The organism is Pseudomonas sp. B8(2017) (assembly GCF_002113575.1).
In the GTDB taxonomy this organism is placed as follows: domain Bacteria; phylum Pseudomonadota; class Gammaproteobacteria; order Pseudomonadales; family Pseudomonadaceae; genus Aquipseudomonas; species Aquipseudomonas putida_Z.
Window position 1 is genome coordinate 273,894 of sequence record NZ_NEIO01000002.1, and the last position, 15,441, is coordinate 289,334.

Sequence of the window (15,441 nt, forward strand, 5' to 3'; positions counted from 1 at the left end):
TCGAACGCCAGGCGTGCGGCGATCAGGGGGTCATGCCAATACGATGGTTTTCGACTCCATGAAGGCCAACAAGCCCTCTACCCCGCCCTCACGACCAATCCCAGACTGCTTGAAGCCGCCAAAGCCGATCGAAAAATCAGTGCGTGGCCCATTGTGCCCCACAGTACCGGAGCGAAGCTGCCGTGCCACTTGCAACGCCTTTTCACGGTCGTTGGTGAAGACTGCGGCATTAAGTCCGAACGGCGTGTCGTTCGCCATACGAATGGCATCCGCCTCACTGTCGGCGGGAATGACACAAAGCACCGGGCCGAAAATCTCTTCCTGGGCAATGGCGGAGCGATTGTCGACGTTGGCAAAGACCGTAGGTTCGTAGAAGAACCCTTTTTTCGGGCTTTCAGGACGCTTCCCTCCCGTCACCAGCGTAGCCCCTTCAGCAATACCTTTTGCTACATAACGCTCCACGGTTTCCCGCTGACGCGCGCTGGCGAGCGGGCCGGAGGTCGTATCGTCGGCAAACGGGTCGCCGATGACGATCTTGCGCGCGATGTTCGCCAGCGCGTCGACCATCTGGTCGTGCTTCGCCCGTGGAACGATCACCCTGGTCAGGCTATGGCAGATCTGGCCGGTGTTATAACCAAAATAGGAGTTGCCCAAGGTGGTGGCGGCCGTTTCGATGTCATAGTCGTCAAGCACCACGGCCGGCGACTTGCCTCCCAGCTCAAGCGTTACGCGGGCGACACGATCTCCAGCGATGGAGGCTATCCTACGGCCCGCTCCGGTCGACCCGGTGAAGGTAATCTTGTCCACGCCCGGATGGCGAACCAACTCTTCGGACACATCCCTGTCCGCCGTCACGACGTTGATGACGCCTGGAGGCAGTCCGATCTCCTCGCAGATCTGCGCGAGCAGGTACGCCGAACATGGCGCTTCCGGCGGTGATTTGATGACCATCGTGCACCCGGCCAGCAGCGCCGGCGCGGTCTTGTAGGCCATCAGCCCCGCAGGGCCATTCCAAGGAATGATCTGCCCCACTACACCGACCGGTTCATAAACGCGATAGGCCGGATTTCCGGTCACCGACTGATGTGCCTCGCTGAAGGCAAAGCTCGAGGCCATCGCCGCGTATTGCCGAAACGCGCCACTGATGAACAGGCCGATACGCGGTTGAGCGACCTTGTAGACAATGCCTGTTTCGATAGACCAGATGCGCGCGAACTCATCATTCAGCGCCTCAAGGCGCTCGGCAATTTTTTCCAGGTAGACGGCACGCTCCTGTGGGCTCAAGCGCGGCCAGGGCCCGTCGTCAAAGGCCTCACGCGCCGCGTTGATCGCCCGCTGCATATCCTCGGAAGAGGCTTTCGCTACAGTGGCGACGACCTCTTCGGTCGAGCAGTCGAGTACATCGAAGGTTTCAGAGGTGGCGGGCACCACCCACTGCCCACCGATGAATAGCCGATCGGGGTGTTTCAGGGAAATGGTTCTTTCGGTCATGATGATCTCCATTGGGCACCACTGCGCCACTGAACGGGTTGGCCAGAACATCGGGCGGTCAGAAGACGATCACGCCCTTGCCGCCTGCCTGCTGGTTGAAATCGGCATAGGCCTCACCGGCCTGCTCAAGGGACCACTCGCTGGAAAACAGCTTGTCCACCTCGACACCATGGGCCGCGATGAAGCGCGCACAGTCGCTCATGCCGACCTCCGAAACCGTGAATGAGCCCACCAAGGTCCGCTGCTTGCCGATGAGGTCCTTCATGACATCAAGGCTCAGGTTACCGCCCACCGACACTAGGGCAATCCGCCCCCAGATACTGGTGCTGCGCACGGCTTGGCTACGGGGTATCTCACCACCGGCACACTCCATGGCGCAGGAGGCGCCTTTGCCGGCCGTGAGCCTGTGAATCTGCTCGACCGGGTCAACTCGGCTGGCATCGATGGCATGCGCTACACCAAACGCCTTCGCGTTCTGCACGCGTTCGGCGTTGATATCGACGCCGATCACCTCTACGCCCATGGCCGCCGCCAACTGCGCGGCGGAAAGCCCGACGGGCCCCAGGCCATAGATCGCCAGCGTGTCGCGGGCGGTGACGCCAAGGCGAAGCAAAGCGCCATAGGCCGTACCCGTGCCACAAGCAATGGCGGCACCGCCCTTGAACGAAATGTCTTGAGGTAGATGGATCAGCGAAGACACCGGGACCTTCATGTAGGTGGCATGCCCGCCGTGGTTGAGTACGCCATAGATGTCGGCGCCGTGATCGCACAACTGGGTCCAGCCGCTGCGGCAATGCTCGCAGTGGCTGCACCCCTTGTAATGAAAGACGATGACCCGATCGCCGGGCTTGAATGCCCGCGCATCGACACCGGCTCCCACCGCGGCGATTACCCCACAGGGTTCATGCCCACCGATGATGTCGTCGCCGCGCATGCGCTCCTTCAGGCCGAGCATACCAAGTGCCTCGTGCATGCCGTGCCGGTAGTAATGCAGGTCGGTACCGCACATGCCGGAGGCCTTCATCTCGATGATGGCCTCGCCCGGTCCTGGGGTGGGGTCCGGGAAGTCCTTGACCTGGACTTCGCACTGCCCCTTGAAAATCATGCCTCGCATTCAACGCCCTCAGCATCTGCTTGATTGTTGTTGGTGGTCAGGTGCTGTCGTTGCGCTCGAATATCCCTGTGCAGTTGCCAGGGAACGAAACACGCCGCGCATATGGCCAGCACCGGGACAGGCAATATCCCTCTGGCTTGAGGCTAAGAGCATCTCGGGCGTGGGGCAAACGCGATAAATCGAAGCGTCAATTCGTTCTGGGCGAAGCAGTTTCAGGGTTCGCCAGGAGCGAATCGGGGCTTGCGAATTCTTCAGCCGAAACAGCAGGCGCAATTGGCTGCTCTGCTTCATCGTTATCCCGCTATCGCACCCGCGCACAACCACTGCCCCGGGACGTTGCGTACACGGTGATTCAACGCAGAGGAGTGACCCAGTGACCTGACAGGCCCGATCAACTCGACGACACCCAAACAGGAATAGAAACAACAACAAGATCATTCCAGTTTCAGAGGTACAGCCATGTTGTTCCGTTCGAAGACACAGTCAAAAACCCGTGCGCCTGCACGGCCACCCGCCATTCAGTCGCGCCCCGCGCTCCAGCGCCCTTCGGTACTTCAGTGCGCGACGGTACTGACCCTTGCCGGTTTGTGCAGTGCGTTCCCCGCCGTGGCAGAAGACCAGATCAACCTGAAGTTCACTCACCGCTTCTCATCGAAACACTATGCCTGGACCCACGGCGGTGGCGTATTCACCCAGGCGGTGGAGAAGGCCTCAAACGGCAGGGTGACGTTTGAAACCTACCCCGCCGCACAATTGGGAAAAGACTATTTCAGCCTGCTCCGCTCGGGGTTGGCCGATATAGCTGTTTTCATTCCTGCGTATGAGTCGGACAAACTTCCGATGTCCACGGTCGCTGAACTGCCGAACATGTACAGCAATATATGCCAGGGCACCCGCACGCTGGCGACCATGGTCAGTGACACAGGCACCATCGGCAAATCCGAGTACAACCGCCACGGGCTTCACGTGCTGTTCGTGACCCTGATGCCGCCCTATACCTTCATGACCTCGAAGCAACCTACCGCCAGCCTGGAGGCGATGGAGGGGTTGAAGATCCGCGGGGCCGGGGCGGCCATGACCAAGACGGTACAGGCTCTGGACGCGGTGCCTGTGCAAATCTCCGCTTCGGAGGTGTACGAGGCGCTGTCGCGCGGCACCATCGACGGCGCCGTCTACCCCTACAACGCGCTGACGCCCTACGCCCTCGAAGACCAGCTCAAGTACTCCGTCGACGGTGTAAGCCTGGGTGGAACGGCCGTGGTGTATGCGATCAGCAGCAAAAGGTGGAATGCGCTGCCCGCGGAAGTGAAAACCATCATGAACCAAGCGGCGCAGTCCACCCAGGCCTCGATGTGCCAATGGCTGGACGAGGAAAACGTCAGGATCAAGAACCTGATCGTCAGGGACAACGGCCATATAGTGACGCAGTTGCCCGCCGAGGATCTGGCCAAGCTGACGCTTGCCATGCAGCAGGTCAAGAAGAGCTGGGCGCAGGTCATGGATGCGGCCCATCACGACGGCAGTGCACTGCTTGAGGAGTACCACCAGCTGTTCGTGGCTTCAGAACGATAACCTGCCGCTTACCTGAGAGCCTTTCCATGAAATCGATAATTCAAGTACTAGAGAAGTCCAGCACGCTGCTCGCGGGTATCTGCCTGCTAATCACCATGTTCCTCATCAGCGCCGACGCGGTTGCCCGCTACATGTTCCATTCGCCCATTCCCTGGACGATGGACGTCATCAGCTATTACCTCATGGTGGTTATTTCCTACCTGGCGATCTCCGATACATTCCGGCATGGCGACCATATCCAACTGGACCTGTTCCTTAACCGCATGAGCCCGCGCACAAAGCTGATTTCAGATACCGCGTGCTCGCTCTTGGCGGCCTGCGTGTTCGTGGTTATCGCCATTGGCAGCACCCTCAGCATGATCGAGTCGTTTCAGGCAGACGAGTTTCTCACCGGGTATGTCAACTGGCCGGTCTGGCTGAGCTACTTGCCCATCAGTGCAGGCAGCGCCCTGCTGTCTTTGCGCCTGATCCATCACTGCTCGCTGCTATTGAGCAGTGGCCAGGATGCGTCTCTCGAACAACCCGAGGAAGCCTGAGATGATTGCCGCTGCTTTTTTCATTGCCCTGTTGCTGCTGATCTCCCTGGGTTCCCCCATTGGCTTTGCCATGGCGATCGTGGGTGGCCTTGGGCTTCTGTGGGCCGGGGGTACGGATGCGTTGGTCATCATGCTCGGCTCGATGCCACGCGAATCGGCAGTAGTCTACGAGTTCGTGACCATACCCATGTTCCTACTGATGGCTGAGTTCGTGCTCCGCTCCGGCGTGACCGACGACCTGTTCAAGGTCGGCGCAGCCTGGTTCGGTCGCATTCCCGGCGGGCTCGGTATTGCAACGGCCTTTTCCGGGGCAGGTTTCGGAGCGATCTGCGGCTCTTCTTCCGCGGCTGCGGCGACCCTGTCGGCCACGTCCCTGCCAGCAATGCTCAAGCACGGCTATGAGCCGCGCCTGGCTGGTGGCTGCGTGGCGATTTCCGGGACCCTAGCGATGCTGATCCCTCCCAGCATCGCGATGGTGGTCTATGGCCTGATTGCCGACGTGAACATCGGTAGGCTGCTGATGGCAGGGGTAGTGCCCGGCATCCTGGTGACCCTGACGATCGTCATCACGGTCTATAGCCTGGTCAAGCTCGACCCCTCGCGCGCACCGTTGTCGGAACCGGTCGCCCTGATCGAGAAACTGCGCCTGCTCAAGAGCGTCCTGCCAGTGTTGCTTCTGTTTGCCGCGATCACCGGGGTCATCTACACCGGCATCGCAACACCCACCGAAGCCTCCGCGCTTGGCGCATTGCTCGCCGGCGTGCTGTATGTCGCCCGTGGTCGCGCGTCCCTGCCCGATCTGCAAGGGCTGGTCGGACGGGCGGCGCGAACGTCCTGCATGTTCGCCATCATCATCCTGGGCGCGAAGTTGTTCGCCATGGTGTTCGCGCTGACCCACGTCACCCAGGACCTGATTGCCTGGGTGGGTGCGTTGGATGTATCGCCCTGGACCATCATGCTCGGGCTCGTGCTGCTGTACCTGGTGCTGGGCTTCTTCATGGACCAGATGGCCATCCTGGTGCTCACCGTGCCCATCGTGGCGCCCTTGGTGTCCTCGCTGGGCTTCGACCTGGTCTGGTTCGGCATCATCATGATCGTCGTCGCCGAAATCGGCATGGTCACCCCGCCGGTTGGCCTGAACTGCTTCATCGTGTCCAAGTATTCGAAGACACCGGTATCGCAGATATTCAGAGGGTCGTTCCCTTATGTGATCACCCAGTTGGCCGCCATCGCGATTCTCCTGGCCTTCCCTCAGCTGACGCTCTGGCTACCGCAAAACATGTAAGCGCTCAGGTGCGGCGAAAGTCTTTCGCCGCACCTGTTTCACCCCAAGGCGCAACTTCAATACGACCGAATCAGGGCTTCGTAAAGCACAAGTTGGATCGGGCCGTGTCGGCGCCTACCCTTGGGTTTGATATTCATCAAACCTGCGTGGTGCGTGGCACCGCCAGTTTCGACCATGCAGTCAGGAGCTTTGGAGCAATGAACAATCTCGAAGGTAAGGTCGCCATCGTTACCGGTGGCACGGGTGGTATTGGTAAAGGTGTGGCGTTGCAACTCGCCGCCCGTGGTGCCCGAGTGGTTATCAATGGCCGGGACGAAAGGAAGGCCCAGGCCGTGCTCGAGCAAATCCGCGCCTTGGGCGGCGAAGGCTGCTTCGTTGCAGGCGACGTGCGCTCGAAAAGCGACATGCAGGCCGTGGCTGCTGAGGCGGCGCGCCGCTTCGGGGGAATAGACATCGTGGTACCTAACGCCGGGGGCAACGACGATGAGGCCCGGCAACCACAAGTACGTGGCCCGTTTGCCGACATCGACCTCGAACGGGTGACCCAGTTCGTGGCGCAAGCCGTGGCGGCGAAGCTGCTCGTGGTGCAGGCCGCGGTGCCTTACCTGCGCCAGCGCGGCGGCGGCAGCATTGTATTCGTCACCTCCGAAGGCGGCAGGTCGCCTACCCCTGGGCAGACCGCCATCTCCACGTTCTCCGGCGGCCTGATCATGGCCAGCAAAGTGCTGTCAAAAGAGCTCGCCCGGGACAAGATCCGGGTCAACTGCGTGTGCGTTACCGTGGTGCGTGACACCCCGTCGTGGGACGCAGCCTGGGGCCAGGAAGGCGGTGTTTCCGAACATCACCGCAAGCAGTACGAAAAGATCGTGGCCAGCAGCCCATTCGGCGTCGCGGCACCCGGTGACATCGGGGGCGTCGTGGCCTTTCTGGCCTCCGACGATGCCGCCTACCTCACAGGTGCCACGGTCAGCCCCACCGGAGGCCTGACCATTCATTGAACCGCCTGGCTCACCCGGCAGCGGACTGACGCAATTACAAGAACAGGAGCAATGCGGTATGTCGAATCAATGTGCCATTGATCACCCCCTGACCGATCACACCAAGCTGGTCGGCCCTTTAAGCGGTTTGCGGGTACTGGATCTCACCTCGAACTTCATGGGGCCATATGCATCCCTGCTACTGGGGGACATGGGCGCGGATATCTGCAAGATCGAGGCGCCTGAAGGCGATACCACCCGCAACGTCGGCCCCAGTCGCAACAAGGGCATGGCGGCGATCTTCCTGCACCTGAACCGCAACAAGCGCAGCCTGGTGCTGAACCTCAAGACGCCCAGCGGCCTCGCAGCGCTCAAGCGCATGATCGCCACGGCGGATGTCCTGCTCTTCAGCCTGCGCCCCAATGCGATGGCACGGCTCGGGCTCTCCTACGAGCAGGTCCAGGCCATCAACCCGCGGATCATCTACTGCGGTGCCTTCGGTTTTGGACAGCGCGGCCCCTACGCCGAGCGTCCGGCGTATGACAACCTGATCCAGGCCGCCGTTGGCGTGCCGATGGTACAAAGCCGCAAGACCGACGGCCCACCCAGCTATGTGGGTACGGCAATTGCGGATCGCATCGTTGGCATGGCCACCAGCAATGCCATCCTGGCGGCCCTGCACTACCGAGGGCAAACGGGCCAGGGCCAGTCGGTGTCGGTGCCGATGTTCGAAACCTTCGCCCACTTCGTGATGGGCGACCACATGTATGGCCATACATTCGTGCCTGCGCTGGGCGACTGGGGCTATGCACGCATGACCAGCCCCGAACGGCGCCCCTTCCCCACCTTGGATGGCTACCTGAGTGTGGAGATCTATACTGATCGCCACTGGCAACGGCTGTTCGAAGCCGTGGGCCGCCCGGAAATGGCCCAGGATGCGCGTTATCGTGACGTCCACAGCCGGGCGCTGCACATGAGTGAGCTGTACGAGTTCCTTTCGCACACCTTCGAGACCCGAACCAGTGCCGAGTGGGTAAAACTGCTGATCGAAGCGGATATCTGTGTGATGCAGATGAACACGCCTGAATCGCTGCTCGACGATGAGCACATGAAGGCCGTGAACTTCTTCGAAGAGCAGGACCATCCAAGCGAAGGACGCATTCGCACCATTGGCCTGGCTCACGAATGGAGTGCCACTCCCGGAGCGCTGCGTTTTCCCGCACCGCGCCTGGGCGAACACACCACCGAACTGCTGCACGAATATGGCTTCGCCCAGGAGGAAGTGGCAGCCGTATTGGAATCAGGCGGGGCGCTGGCAGCTGCCAACTGAAGGCTCATGCCGTATTCACTGATCACACGCTACGAGGTGAATGACCATGGAAACTGTGCAAATCCCCAACCTGTACTGGAACATCGCCGCCGACCTCCACTTTCCGCCTGGCTTCGATGCCCAGAAAAAGTACCCCGCAATTATCAGTGCCCACCCCATTGGCAGTTGCAAGGAGCAGACGTCCGGCAACGTCTATGGCACGGCGCTCGCCAAGGAAGGGTTCGTGGTCATCGCCTTCGACGCCAGCTTCCAGGGCGCCAGCGGCGGTGAGCCGCGTTTCATCGAAGATCCAAGCCACCGTGTAGAGGATTTCCGGGTGGTAGCCGACTATCTGACAACCCTGCCCTATGTGGACGAGCAACGCATTGGCGTACTCGGCCTCTGTGGCGGAGGCGGCTATTCAATCAATGCTGCGATGACCGAACGGCGCATCAAGGCCGTGGCCACTGTCACCGGTGTGAACTATGGCCGTCTGATGCGTGAAGGATTCAGTGGCTTCAACCCCATCGCCCTACTCGAATCCATCGCCCAGCAGCGCACTGCAGAAGCCCGTGGCGCCGAACGCCGGGTGGATGACCTGCTGCCGCCTTCTCCAGAAGAAGCCAAACGCGTGGGCGCGACTGAAATCGACGTATACGAAGCCACCGAGTACTACCGCACCCCACGCGGGCAGAAGCCCAATGGTTTGAACCGCTCACTGCTCTCGCATCAGGGCAATGCCGTGGGCTGGGATGCTTTCCACCTTGCCGAAGTGTTGCTGACCCAGCCGCTGATGGTGGTGGTGGGTGACAAGGTCGGTGCATTCGGTGCCTACCGCGACGGCTGCGAGATCATCGGTCGTGCGGCTTCGAAGACCAAGGAACTGGTGGTGGTCGCAGGCTGGTCGCACTACGATCTCTATGACAAGCCCGAGCCTGTGCGCCAAGCCTTGGCCAAGCTGGTGCCTTTCTTTAAAGAGCACTTGTCCTGAGGCGTTCGGCAAGGCACGTGCCGGACTCAGCAAGCCCGCGGCAGCCAGACCAGCGTAAAGAGAGACGGCACCACAGAGTGCCGTCTCTCTTTACGCTCACAAATGCCTGTCAAAATCAGGGTATTGTTGAATTTTTTCGTAGAGAAGCGCGAGCGGCTGTCGGCGAAGACGCAGTAACGGACGAGGGATATGCCGACACCGCAGCGCGCCATCCACCACCCAGGGCTCGGAACAAATCCACTTGATCAAGCGCCACCTGTGCATCGGATGCCGCCAGCTCTGCCTCGGCTGTCGCCAGCGTGCGATTAGCATCGAGACTGGACAGGTACGGCGACTGCCCCGCCCGGTACAGACGGTCTTCGTCCACGGCCGCGCCTTTGGCATGGTCGCGCGCATCCTGCAGGTCAGCGTTGCGAACCAGCGCCCTCGAGTAATTGGTCAACGCTGTTTCGGTTTCACGCAATGCACCCAGCACCACACCGTCAAAATTCGCCAGCGCCGCTTCGCTGTCAGCTTCAGCGGCCTTGACGCGGGCACGAGCGCCACTGTCGGGTATCGTCCAGCTCAGCAGCGGGCCGAAAGCGAAATGCGATGCCGACTGTTCGGCAAGGTCGCCGAATCGCCCGGCCAGCCCCGCCGATGCTCCAAGTCGGATGTCCGGATACAAATCTGCCATGGCCACGCCGATACGCGCGGTAGCGGCAGCCAGCTGGCGCTCGGCCTGGCGAACATCCGGGCGCCGGCGAAGCAGCGCCGCACCATCCCCCGCGGGAATAGGCTGGGCCAGACGTGGCTCTCGCGAGCAGGTTGGCCGCTGATTGGAGAATTGTGCTGAGGTCTTGCCCTGCAGCGCAGCAAGGCGGTACGCGGCCCCATCACGGGCTGCCTCGAACGGCGGCAGGTTTGCACGCAGGCTGGCCAGCTGGGTACGCGCCCGGTCAACATCGCTCTTGCTACCACTGCCCACCGCCGCCAAGCGTTCAACCACATCCACACTACGCGCCTGCAGCGCCAACTGCTGCCGTGCCACGGCCAGCTGATGCGTCGCCGAGCAGCCCTGAACATAGGCACTCAGGGTCTGCGCCACCACTGCAGTGCGCGCCAGCTCCAGCGCCGCCAAGGCACTGTCGCTGTCGGCACGGGCCGCCTGCTCGGCACGCGCCAGCTTGCCAAACAGGTCCAGGTCGTAACTGATCGTCAAACCCACACCCGCGTCGTTCACCACACCTGGGCGCACGCCAAGCGGTGAGGACTCGAGTGCATCCTGGTGACGACGTGCATCGGCTTCGACGCTGGCGCGTGGATGGCTGTCAGCAGCCACCGAGGCTTCCACCGCCAGGGCTTTGCGCAAATGGGCAGTGACGACCCGAAGGTCGGTATTGGCTGCCAATACCTCGCGCACCAGCTGCTCGACTTCGGGATCATCGTAAAGCCGCCAATGCTCCGGCACCGCTTGATCTCGCGTCCCTGGCGCCTGGAATGGCCCGTTGGCTGCCTCTGTGCGTACCAAAGCAGTATCGGGCACCCTGTAATCTGGCCCTACAAGACTACAACCGCCCAGAGCCACAGCGACGACAATGGCAAGGATCTCAGGCTTCATCGGGCCAGCTCCTGTCGCACAGACACGGTAGCGGTGCGCCCGGCCACCATGCGCAGATCTCCAGGTACGTCATCCAGCGCTACCCGCACCGGCACACGCTGGGCCAAACGCACCCAGTTGAAAGCCGGGTTCACATTAGGCAAGAGCGCCTCGCCCGAACTACGGTCACGGTCATCGATACCAGCAGCCACGCTCTGTACGTGGCCGTGCAGCAAACCATTGCTGCCCATCAGGCGTATTTCCACTGGCTGGCCGATATGTAAACGCTCCAGCTTGGTTTCTTCGAAGTAGCCAACCACATGCAGCGAGTGTTCATCGATAATCGAAAGCACCGGGCGCCCGGTGGTGATGTAGTCACCGCTACGCGGAACTTGATCATTGACATAACCATCCACCGGGCTACGCACTTCGGTGCGGACCAGGTCCACCTGTGCCAGGGTCAATACCGCTTCGGCTGCGGCCAACGCGGCCTGGGCCCGCTCGACCCGGGTATCGCCCTCTTCCAGTTGCTGACGCGCCACCAAGTCGGACACCACATGGTTGCGTCGCGCCTGCCGTTGAGCCTGGCCCAAGTTCGCTCGTGCCCGCATCAGGTTTGCCTGCGCCTGTTTCACCAGGGCCTCGTAACGGCTGCGATCGATCCTAAACAGCAACTGCCCGCGCTTGACCAATTGGTTGTCTTCGACCGCCACCTGGGTGATCAGACCGGCAACGTCCGGCGCCACCTGCACGACCTCGGCTCGCACGCGACCGTCGCGTGTCCAGGGTGAGTTGCTGTAGTAGTCCCATAAATGGACCGCCACCGGGATGGCGATGGCCGCCAGCAGCAACGACGGGATGAAGGGAAGCAGTTTACGCAGCTTGCGGGTCATACGGGCCAATCCGATACCAGGAAAGTGGCAAAGCCAAGAACGATCACGTACAAGGCCAGGTTGAAGAGAAAGGGATGCCACAGTCGTCGATAAAGCCCCAACCGGGCCAAGGCCACTCGCAACAACGTACTCACGACATAGGCAATCGCCAGCATTGGCAACAGGCTGGGCAGATAGATACCGTACAGATCGACCTCACCTAACATGGACGAGCGCTCCTGAGAAATCCGGCGCGGGTGCATCGGGATAGCAGATGAGGCGCAGTTCCACCAGTGCGCTGCTGGCGTCTTGAGTCGTAATGGCGGTGCCCGCCAGCACTTGGCCCAAGGCCCGATCGATGAGCATCAGCAGGCGACTGTCGAAGGGGCTCAGCTCCCCATTCCCGGCGCAGATAAGGAAAAATCGTCCAAGTCCGTCCAGCAGTTCCTCGACGACCCTGCGAGCAGTGACGTCGATCGAGGGCAGTTGGCTGCGCAGGTGCAACAAGGCCAGCCCCAGGCGCACTTCGGCAATGCCGTCGATGCCCGGTTGACGGGGCCAGGTCAGTTCCTGGCGATCATGCAGGCGCGCGGTGAGGCGTGGGTAGTCGTAGCCACCACGCAGTGCCAGTTGGGCCAGCGCCCTGAAGGTGGACTGGCGCAGCCGTGCCAAGGTTATTTCACGACCGAAAGGCCGAATCAGCATCGTCCACAACAAGGCCACCAGGGCCCCCCCGATACTGGCCAGGCACCCCTCCAGGAACCCAGCGAAATCAGCCTGATATGCGCCGTGCAGGCCGAGCGTGCTGCCAGTAAAGACAATCATCAGCATCGCTTCGGTGCTGAACTGCGGACGCAGGATCAGTACCCCGAATGCCAGGCACGGCAGCAGGAAGCACGCCACCAGAGCCTCGAACGTCTCCACCTGAGGCAACACCACGAACAACAGCAGACCACCCAGCACACTGCTGGCCAAGTTCACCGCGAGAAAACGCAACATTCTCGGTGCAGGTTCGTCCAGTGCGCAGAACAGTGCACAAGCCACGATACCCAGCACCATGGCATTGGCCCCTGCCGTCCAGCCAGAGATCAGCCAGAGCAGGCCACAGAGGACAATGCCCAGGGCGACCGAACTGGCATAGAACAGCACCAAACCATGGTCCAGGTGATGAGCGCTCCCAGCCAAGCGGTCATGGGGATACAGCAAGGGTCTGCCTTCCAGGCTCACATCGGCCAGACGGTCACGCAACTGCTGACAGTCATCGTTGAGTGCATGGAAGTGGGCCAAGCGTCGGCGCGTTACCCACGCCAGGATCCCAGGCCAACTCTGCCCTGGAGGGTCATCGGAAAGCTCGACGACAGCCTCTGCGGTTGCGGCGCCAGTCAATTGCGCAGCCACTTGGCTGAACTGCACCTGCAATAGCGGATCGAGGCCGCCCTCTCGCTGCAGCGCCTGGCGCATCGCCGCCAGCGATGACAGCAGTGGCAGTAGGCGACGCATTCGCGCGCGCAGCTGCAACATCAGCGGTACAGCGTGCCGGTGAGGGGTATCGAAAGCCAGATGGGTAGTCAATTGCTCCAGCGTCGACAGCTCCACGACCAACTGATGTCGGCTGCCCGAGCCCACCTGCCCTGTCATCAGTTCTTGTGCCCACATGGCCACGTGGTCGAACCACTGCGCAAGACGCTTGCGGATCACCGGACTGGCTCGCTGCACCAGGGCAACACCAGCAACCAGGTTGGCGCAAAAGATACCAACCAGGATTTCCTCGGTCCTGGCCAGCGCGATGTCGAACACCAACTGGGGTGCATGCACGGAGGGAAAGACGATCAGCGGCAAGGTATAGGCCGGTAGGCGAAACAGATACGTGCGAGGGCTGCGATCGAGCATCGAAAAGAACAGGAACATCCCCGACCATAGCGCTACAGCGAAGATCAACAACACCGGTTCGGCGCTCAGAGGCGGGACCAGCAGTAGGGCTCCAGCCGCCCCGGTCAAGGTCCCGCCGATACGATAGAGCGTCTTCGAGCGCATCGCGCCGAGCAGCGGTTGCGAGACGATGTAGACGGTACCCATGGCCCAGATCGGATTGGCCAATGACAGATCGAGCGCAATGTACAACGCCAGCATCGAGGCAATGAACGTACGCAGGGAAAACCACAGATCCTCTCGGCTCGGCAAGCGAAGCATCATGATTCGCCATCCCTGATGGAGCCGACCATGATCCAGACAGCACTCGCCATGATGATCAAGGCCCATACCCACACCATGGAAGCCACGCCAAGGCCAGTTGCCGCCACACCGATGATCATGGGGAAAACGGTCTGCAGGAGGTTGTTGACGGACATCGAGATCCCAAGCGCTTCGTTCACCCTACTCGCCGGCGCCACGTCGTAGATCAGAGCCAGTGACACAGGTGCGCCAACGCCCAAGGGTAACCCCAAGACTCCACTTAGCGTGATCAGGGAAGTCGTGTGATGCGCTAACGGTATGACGGCATAGACCCCTGCTGCTGCGATCAACGCCAGGATCAATATCATATTTGGGCTGACGCGTTTGATCAGCAGCGGTGTGAAGAACCTCGAAGTCAAGGTGCCAAAGGCAAATGCGCCCAGCATCCAGCCAGCCTGCGAAGCGGGGAGACCGATTTGCGCGGCATGCATAGAAAGGATGAAGGGAAACAGCGTCTGGTTCGCGGTGAAGACACTGCTGATGACGATCCACAGGCGCAGGTCACCGATCCCCAGCAGGTCGTAGGATTTGCGAGGGGCGCTGGCATTGGCGGCACCTTGCCTTTCGCGCGTGTAGAAATGAGGCAGCTTACGGATACCAACGATCGAAAGGACCGCAAACAGCCCTAGCACGCCAATGGCCAGGGTAGCGTCGTAATGCTCAAAGGCGTGCGTCGTGAGCACGGGGCCGAAGAAATTGAACAGCGAATAGCTGAGTACCAGATAACCCAGAGACTTCGCACGCTCGGCATGTTCGACCCCAAGCCCGACTGCGCGTGTCGCAGCCATGTGCGTGAATACACCGGCAGTCCCGATCAACCCGGCAACGGCCAACAAGCTGTATTGGCTTGGCATGACGCCATACAGCAAGGCGGCCAGGACAATCATCGTGGCCGAAAGCATGACAGCCGGCAGGGTTCCAGTACGATCCATCCACCGCCCGAACGGCACACTCAGCAACATCGGCGACGCGGTGAACAGTGCTGCAGCCACTCCGATCAAGAGGCTACTGGCCCCCAATGATAAGGCGATCAGCGGAATGAGCAGGCGGGACGACCCCAACGCCGCCATGATGAAACCAGAAACCAGGAACGTCCCTGCAAGCCTGGACGACTTGGCCTGTTCAAACAGAGGTGACTGCTCGTTGTCTATCGTGCGCATCAACACCCCCCTCCCGCGTGGTCATGCAAAGATCTGCGCACTGCTGCATTAATAGGGGGGTTGGGGAACTGCATGGGCATACCGTTGAACATCGATGTGAAAACCACCTTGGTCTGGAAAGCCCAGTGCGCAAGGCAATTTATGGAGAGGGAGGCGAGCTCGATGCTGGAGGTAGCCATCACTTTATTCAATACGTGAATTTCAAAGCGCCAGTTCGATAAGATCGAACTACTGCCAAGGCCATCCTTCTTGCGCCGATACGATGTTCAATTCGGCGGCGGTGAAGCTGCGCTTGCGAAATATTCATTTGTTCCACGCCCCAG

Annotated in this window: 13 protein-coding genes; 6 read left to right on the plus strand and 7 right to left on the minus strand. The window is 60.9% G+C overall.

Translation table 11 applies throughout. From position 1 onward, the window contains the following. Positions 1-30 precede the first annotated feature (30 nt). Together CAG22_RS04650 and CAG22_RS04655 are read right to left on the minus strand one after the other, a co-directional pair. A complete protein-coding gene (locus tag CAG22_RS04650; RefSeq protein WP_085704691.1) occupies positions 31-1,491 on the minus strand; it encodes an aldehyde dehydrogenase in 1,461 nt (486 codons plus the stop codon). A 58-nt stretch (positions 1,492-1,549) separates the two neighbouring features. After that, the gene (locus CAG22_RS04655; RefSeq protein WP_085704693.1) at positions 1,550-2,605 is read right to left on the minus strand and encodes a zinc-binding dehydrogenase; all 1,056 of its coding nucleotides are present in this window, start codon (positions 2,603-2,605) and stop codon (positions 1,550-1,552) included. A 459-nt stretch (positions 2,606-3,064) separates the two neighbouring features. Here CAG22_RS04655 and dctP point away from each other — a divergent pair, with 459 nt between their 5' ends. From dctP to CAG22_RS04685, 6 genes are all read left to right on the plus strand, one after another. Further along, positions 3,065-4,177, plus strand: coding sequence for a TRAP transporter substrate-binding protein DctP (gene dctP / locus CAG22_RS04660; protein ID WP_085589697.1), 1,113 nt, complete (start codon positions 3,065-3,067; stop codon positions 4,175-4,177). A gap of 26 nt (positions 4,178-4,203) precedes the next feature. Continuing rightward, positions 4,204-4,713 carry a TRAP transporter small permease gene (locus CAG22_RS04665; RefSeq protein WP_085589699.1) on the plus strand — a complete coding sequence of 170 codons (510 nt, stop codon included), beginning with the start codon at positions 4,204-4,206 and terminating at the stop codon, positions 4,711-4,713. A gap of 1 nt (position 4,714) precedes the next feature. Then, positions 4,715-5,998, plus strand: coding sequence for a TRAP transporter large permease (locus CAG22_RS04670; protein WP_085704695.1), 1,284 nt, complete (start codon positions 4,715-4,717; stop codon positions 5,996-5,998). 197 nt (positions 5,999-6,195) lie between these two features. Next, complete coding sequence (locus CAG22_RS04675) at positions 6,196-6,996, plus strand: SDR family NAD(P)-dependent oxidoreductase (RefSeq protein ID WP_085704697.1); 801 nt, start codon at positions 6,196-6,198, stop codon at positions 6,994-6,996. 58 nt (positions 6,997-7,054) lie between these two features. Next, positions 7,055-8,305, plus strand: a complete 1,251-nt coding sequence (locus CAG22_RS04680; RefSeq protein ID WP_218191943.1) for a CaiB/BaiF CoA-transferase family protein — start codon at positions 7,055-7,057, stop codon at positions 8,303-8,305. Between the two features lie 46 nt (positions 8,306-8,351). Further along, positions 8,352-9,275, plus strand: coding sequence for an alpha/beta hydrolase (locus CAG22_RS04685; protein WP_085704699.1), 924 nt, complete (start codon positions 8,352-8,354; stop codon positions 9,273-9,275). A gap of 115 nt (positions 9,276-9,390) precedes the next feature. On the opposite strand, the gene CAG22_RS04690 is transcribed toward CAG22_RS04685, so the two are convergent. Genes CAG22_RS04690 through CAG22_RS04710 form a run of 5 tightly spaced genes read right to left on the minus strand, consistent with a single transcriptional unit; the run spans position 9,391 to position 15,118 of the window. Next, entirely contained in the window at positions 9,391-10,875 is a 1,485-nt protein-coding gene (locus tag CAG22_RS04690; RefSeq protein ID WP_085704701.1) for an efflux transporter outer membrane subunit, read from the minus strand. Beyond that, the gene (locus CAG22_RS04695; protein WP_085704703.1) at positions 10,872-11,747 is read right to left on the minus strand and encodes an HlyD family secretion protein; all 876 of its coding nucleotides are present in this window, start codon (positions 11,745-11,747) and stop codon (positions 10,872-10,874) included. Before CAG22_RS04695 ends, CAG22_RS04690 begins: the two co-directional genes overlap by 4 nt. Next, entirely contained in the window at positions 11,744-11,953 is a 210-nt protein-coding gene (locus tag CAG22_RS04700) for a DUF1656 domain-containing protein (protein WP_085704705.1), read from the minus strand. Before CAG22_RS04700 ends, CAG22_RS04695 begins: the two co-directional genes overlap by 4 nt. Further along, positions 11,943-13,919 (minus strand): FUSC family protein, encoded by a 1,977-nt coding sequence (locus CAG22_RS04705; RefSeq protein WP_170929270.1) that lies wholly within the window; start codon positions 13,917-13,919, stop codon positions 11,943-11,945. Before CAG22_RS04705 ends, CAG22_RS04700 begins: the two co-directional genes overlap by 11 nt. Then, the gene (locus CAG22_RS04710; protein WP_025339131.1) at positions 13,916-15,118 is read right to left on the minus strand and encodes an MFS transporter; all 1,203 of its coding nucleotides are present in this window, start codon (positions 15,116-15,118) and stop codon (positions 13,916-13,918) included. The genes CAG22_RS04705 and CAG22_RS04710 overlap by 4 nt, the downstream gene beginning before the upstream one ends. Positions 15,119-15,441: the final 323 nt, after the last annotated feature.

What these genes read in the sequence shown, in the direction of transcription:
- CAG22_RS04650 (WP_085704691.1), bottom strand. Translation starts at nt 1,491, where the DNA reads ATGACCGAAAGAACCATTTCCCTGAAACACCCCGATCGGCTATTCATC.
- CAG22_RS04655 (WP_085704693.1), bottom strand. Translation starts at nt 2,605, where the DNA reads ATGCGAGGCATGATTTTCAAGGGGCAGTGCGAAGTCCAGGTCAAGGAC.
- dctP (WP_085589697.1), top strand. Translation starts at nt 3,065, where the DNA reads ATGTTGTTCCGTTCGAAGACACAGTCAAAAACCCGTGCGCCTGCACGG.
- CAG22_RS04665 (WP_085589699.1), top strand. Translation starts at nt 4,204, where the DNA reads ATGAAATCGATAATTCAAGTACTAGAGAAGTCCAGCACGCTGCTCGCG.
- CAG22_RS04670 (WP_085704695.1), top strand. Translation starts at nt 4,715, where the DNA reads ATGATTGCCGCTGCTTTTTTCATTGCCCTGTTGCTGCTGATCTCCCTG.
- CAG22_RS04675 (WP_085704697.1), top strand. Translation starts at nt 6,196, where the DNA reads ATGAACAATCTCGAAGGTAAGGTCGCCATCGTTACCGGTGGCACGGGT.
- CAG22_RS04680 (WP_218191943.1), top strand. Translation starts at nt 7,055, where the DNA reads ATGTCGAATCAATGTGCCATTGATCACCCCCTGACCGATCACACCAAG.
- CAG22_RS04685 (WP_085704699.1), top strand. Translation starts at nt 8,352, where the DNA reads ATGGAAACTGTGCAAATCCCCAACCTGTACTGGAACATCGCCGCCGAC.
- CAG22_RS04690 (WP_085704701.1), bottom strand. Translation starts at nt 10,875, where the DNA reads ATGAAGCCTGAGATCCTTGCCATTGTCGTCGCTGTGGCTCTGGGCGGT.
- CAG22_RS04695 (WP_085704703.1), bottom strand. Translation starts at nt 11,747, where the DNA reads ATGACCCGCAAGCTGCGTAAACTGCTTCCCTTCATCCCGTCGTTGCTG.
- CAG22_RS04700 (WP_085704705.1), bottom strand. Translation starts at nt 11,953, where the DNA reads ATGTTAGGTGAGGTCGATCTGTACGGTATCTATCTGCCCAGCCTGTTG.
- CAG22_RS04705 (WP_170929270.1), bottom strand. Translation starts at nt 13,919, where the DNA reads ATGATGCTTCGCTTGCCGAGCCGAGAGGATCTGTGGTTTTCCCTGCGT.
- CAG22_RS04710 (WP_025339131.1), bottom strand. Translation starts at nt 15,118, where the DNA reads ATGCGCACGATAGACAACGAGCAGTCACCTCTGTTTGAACAGGCCAAG.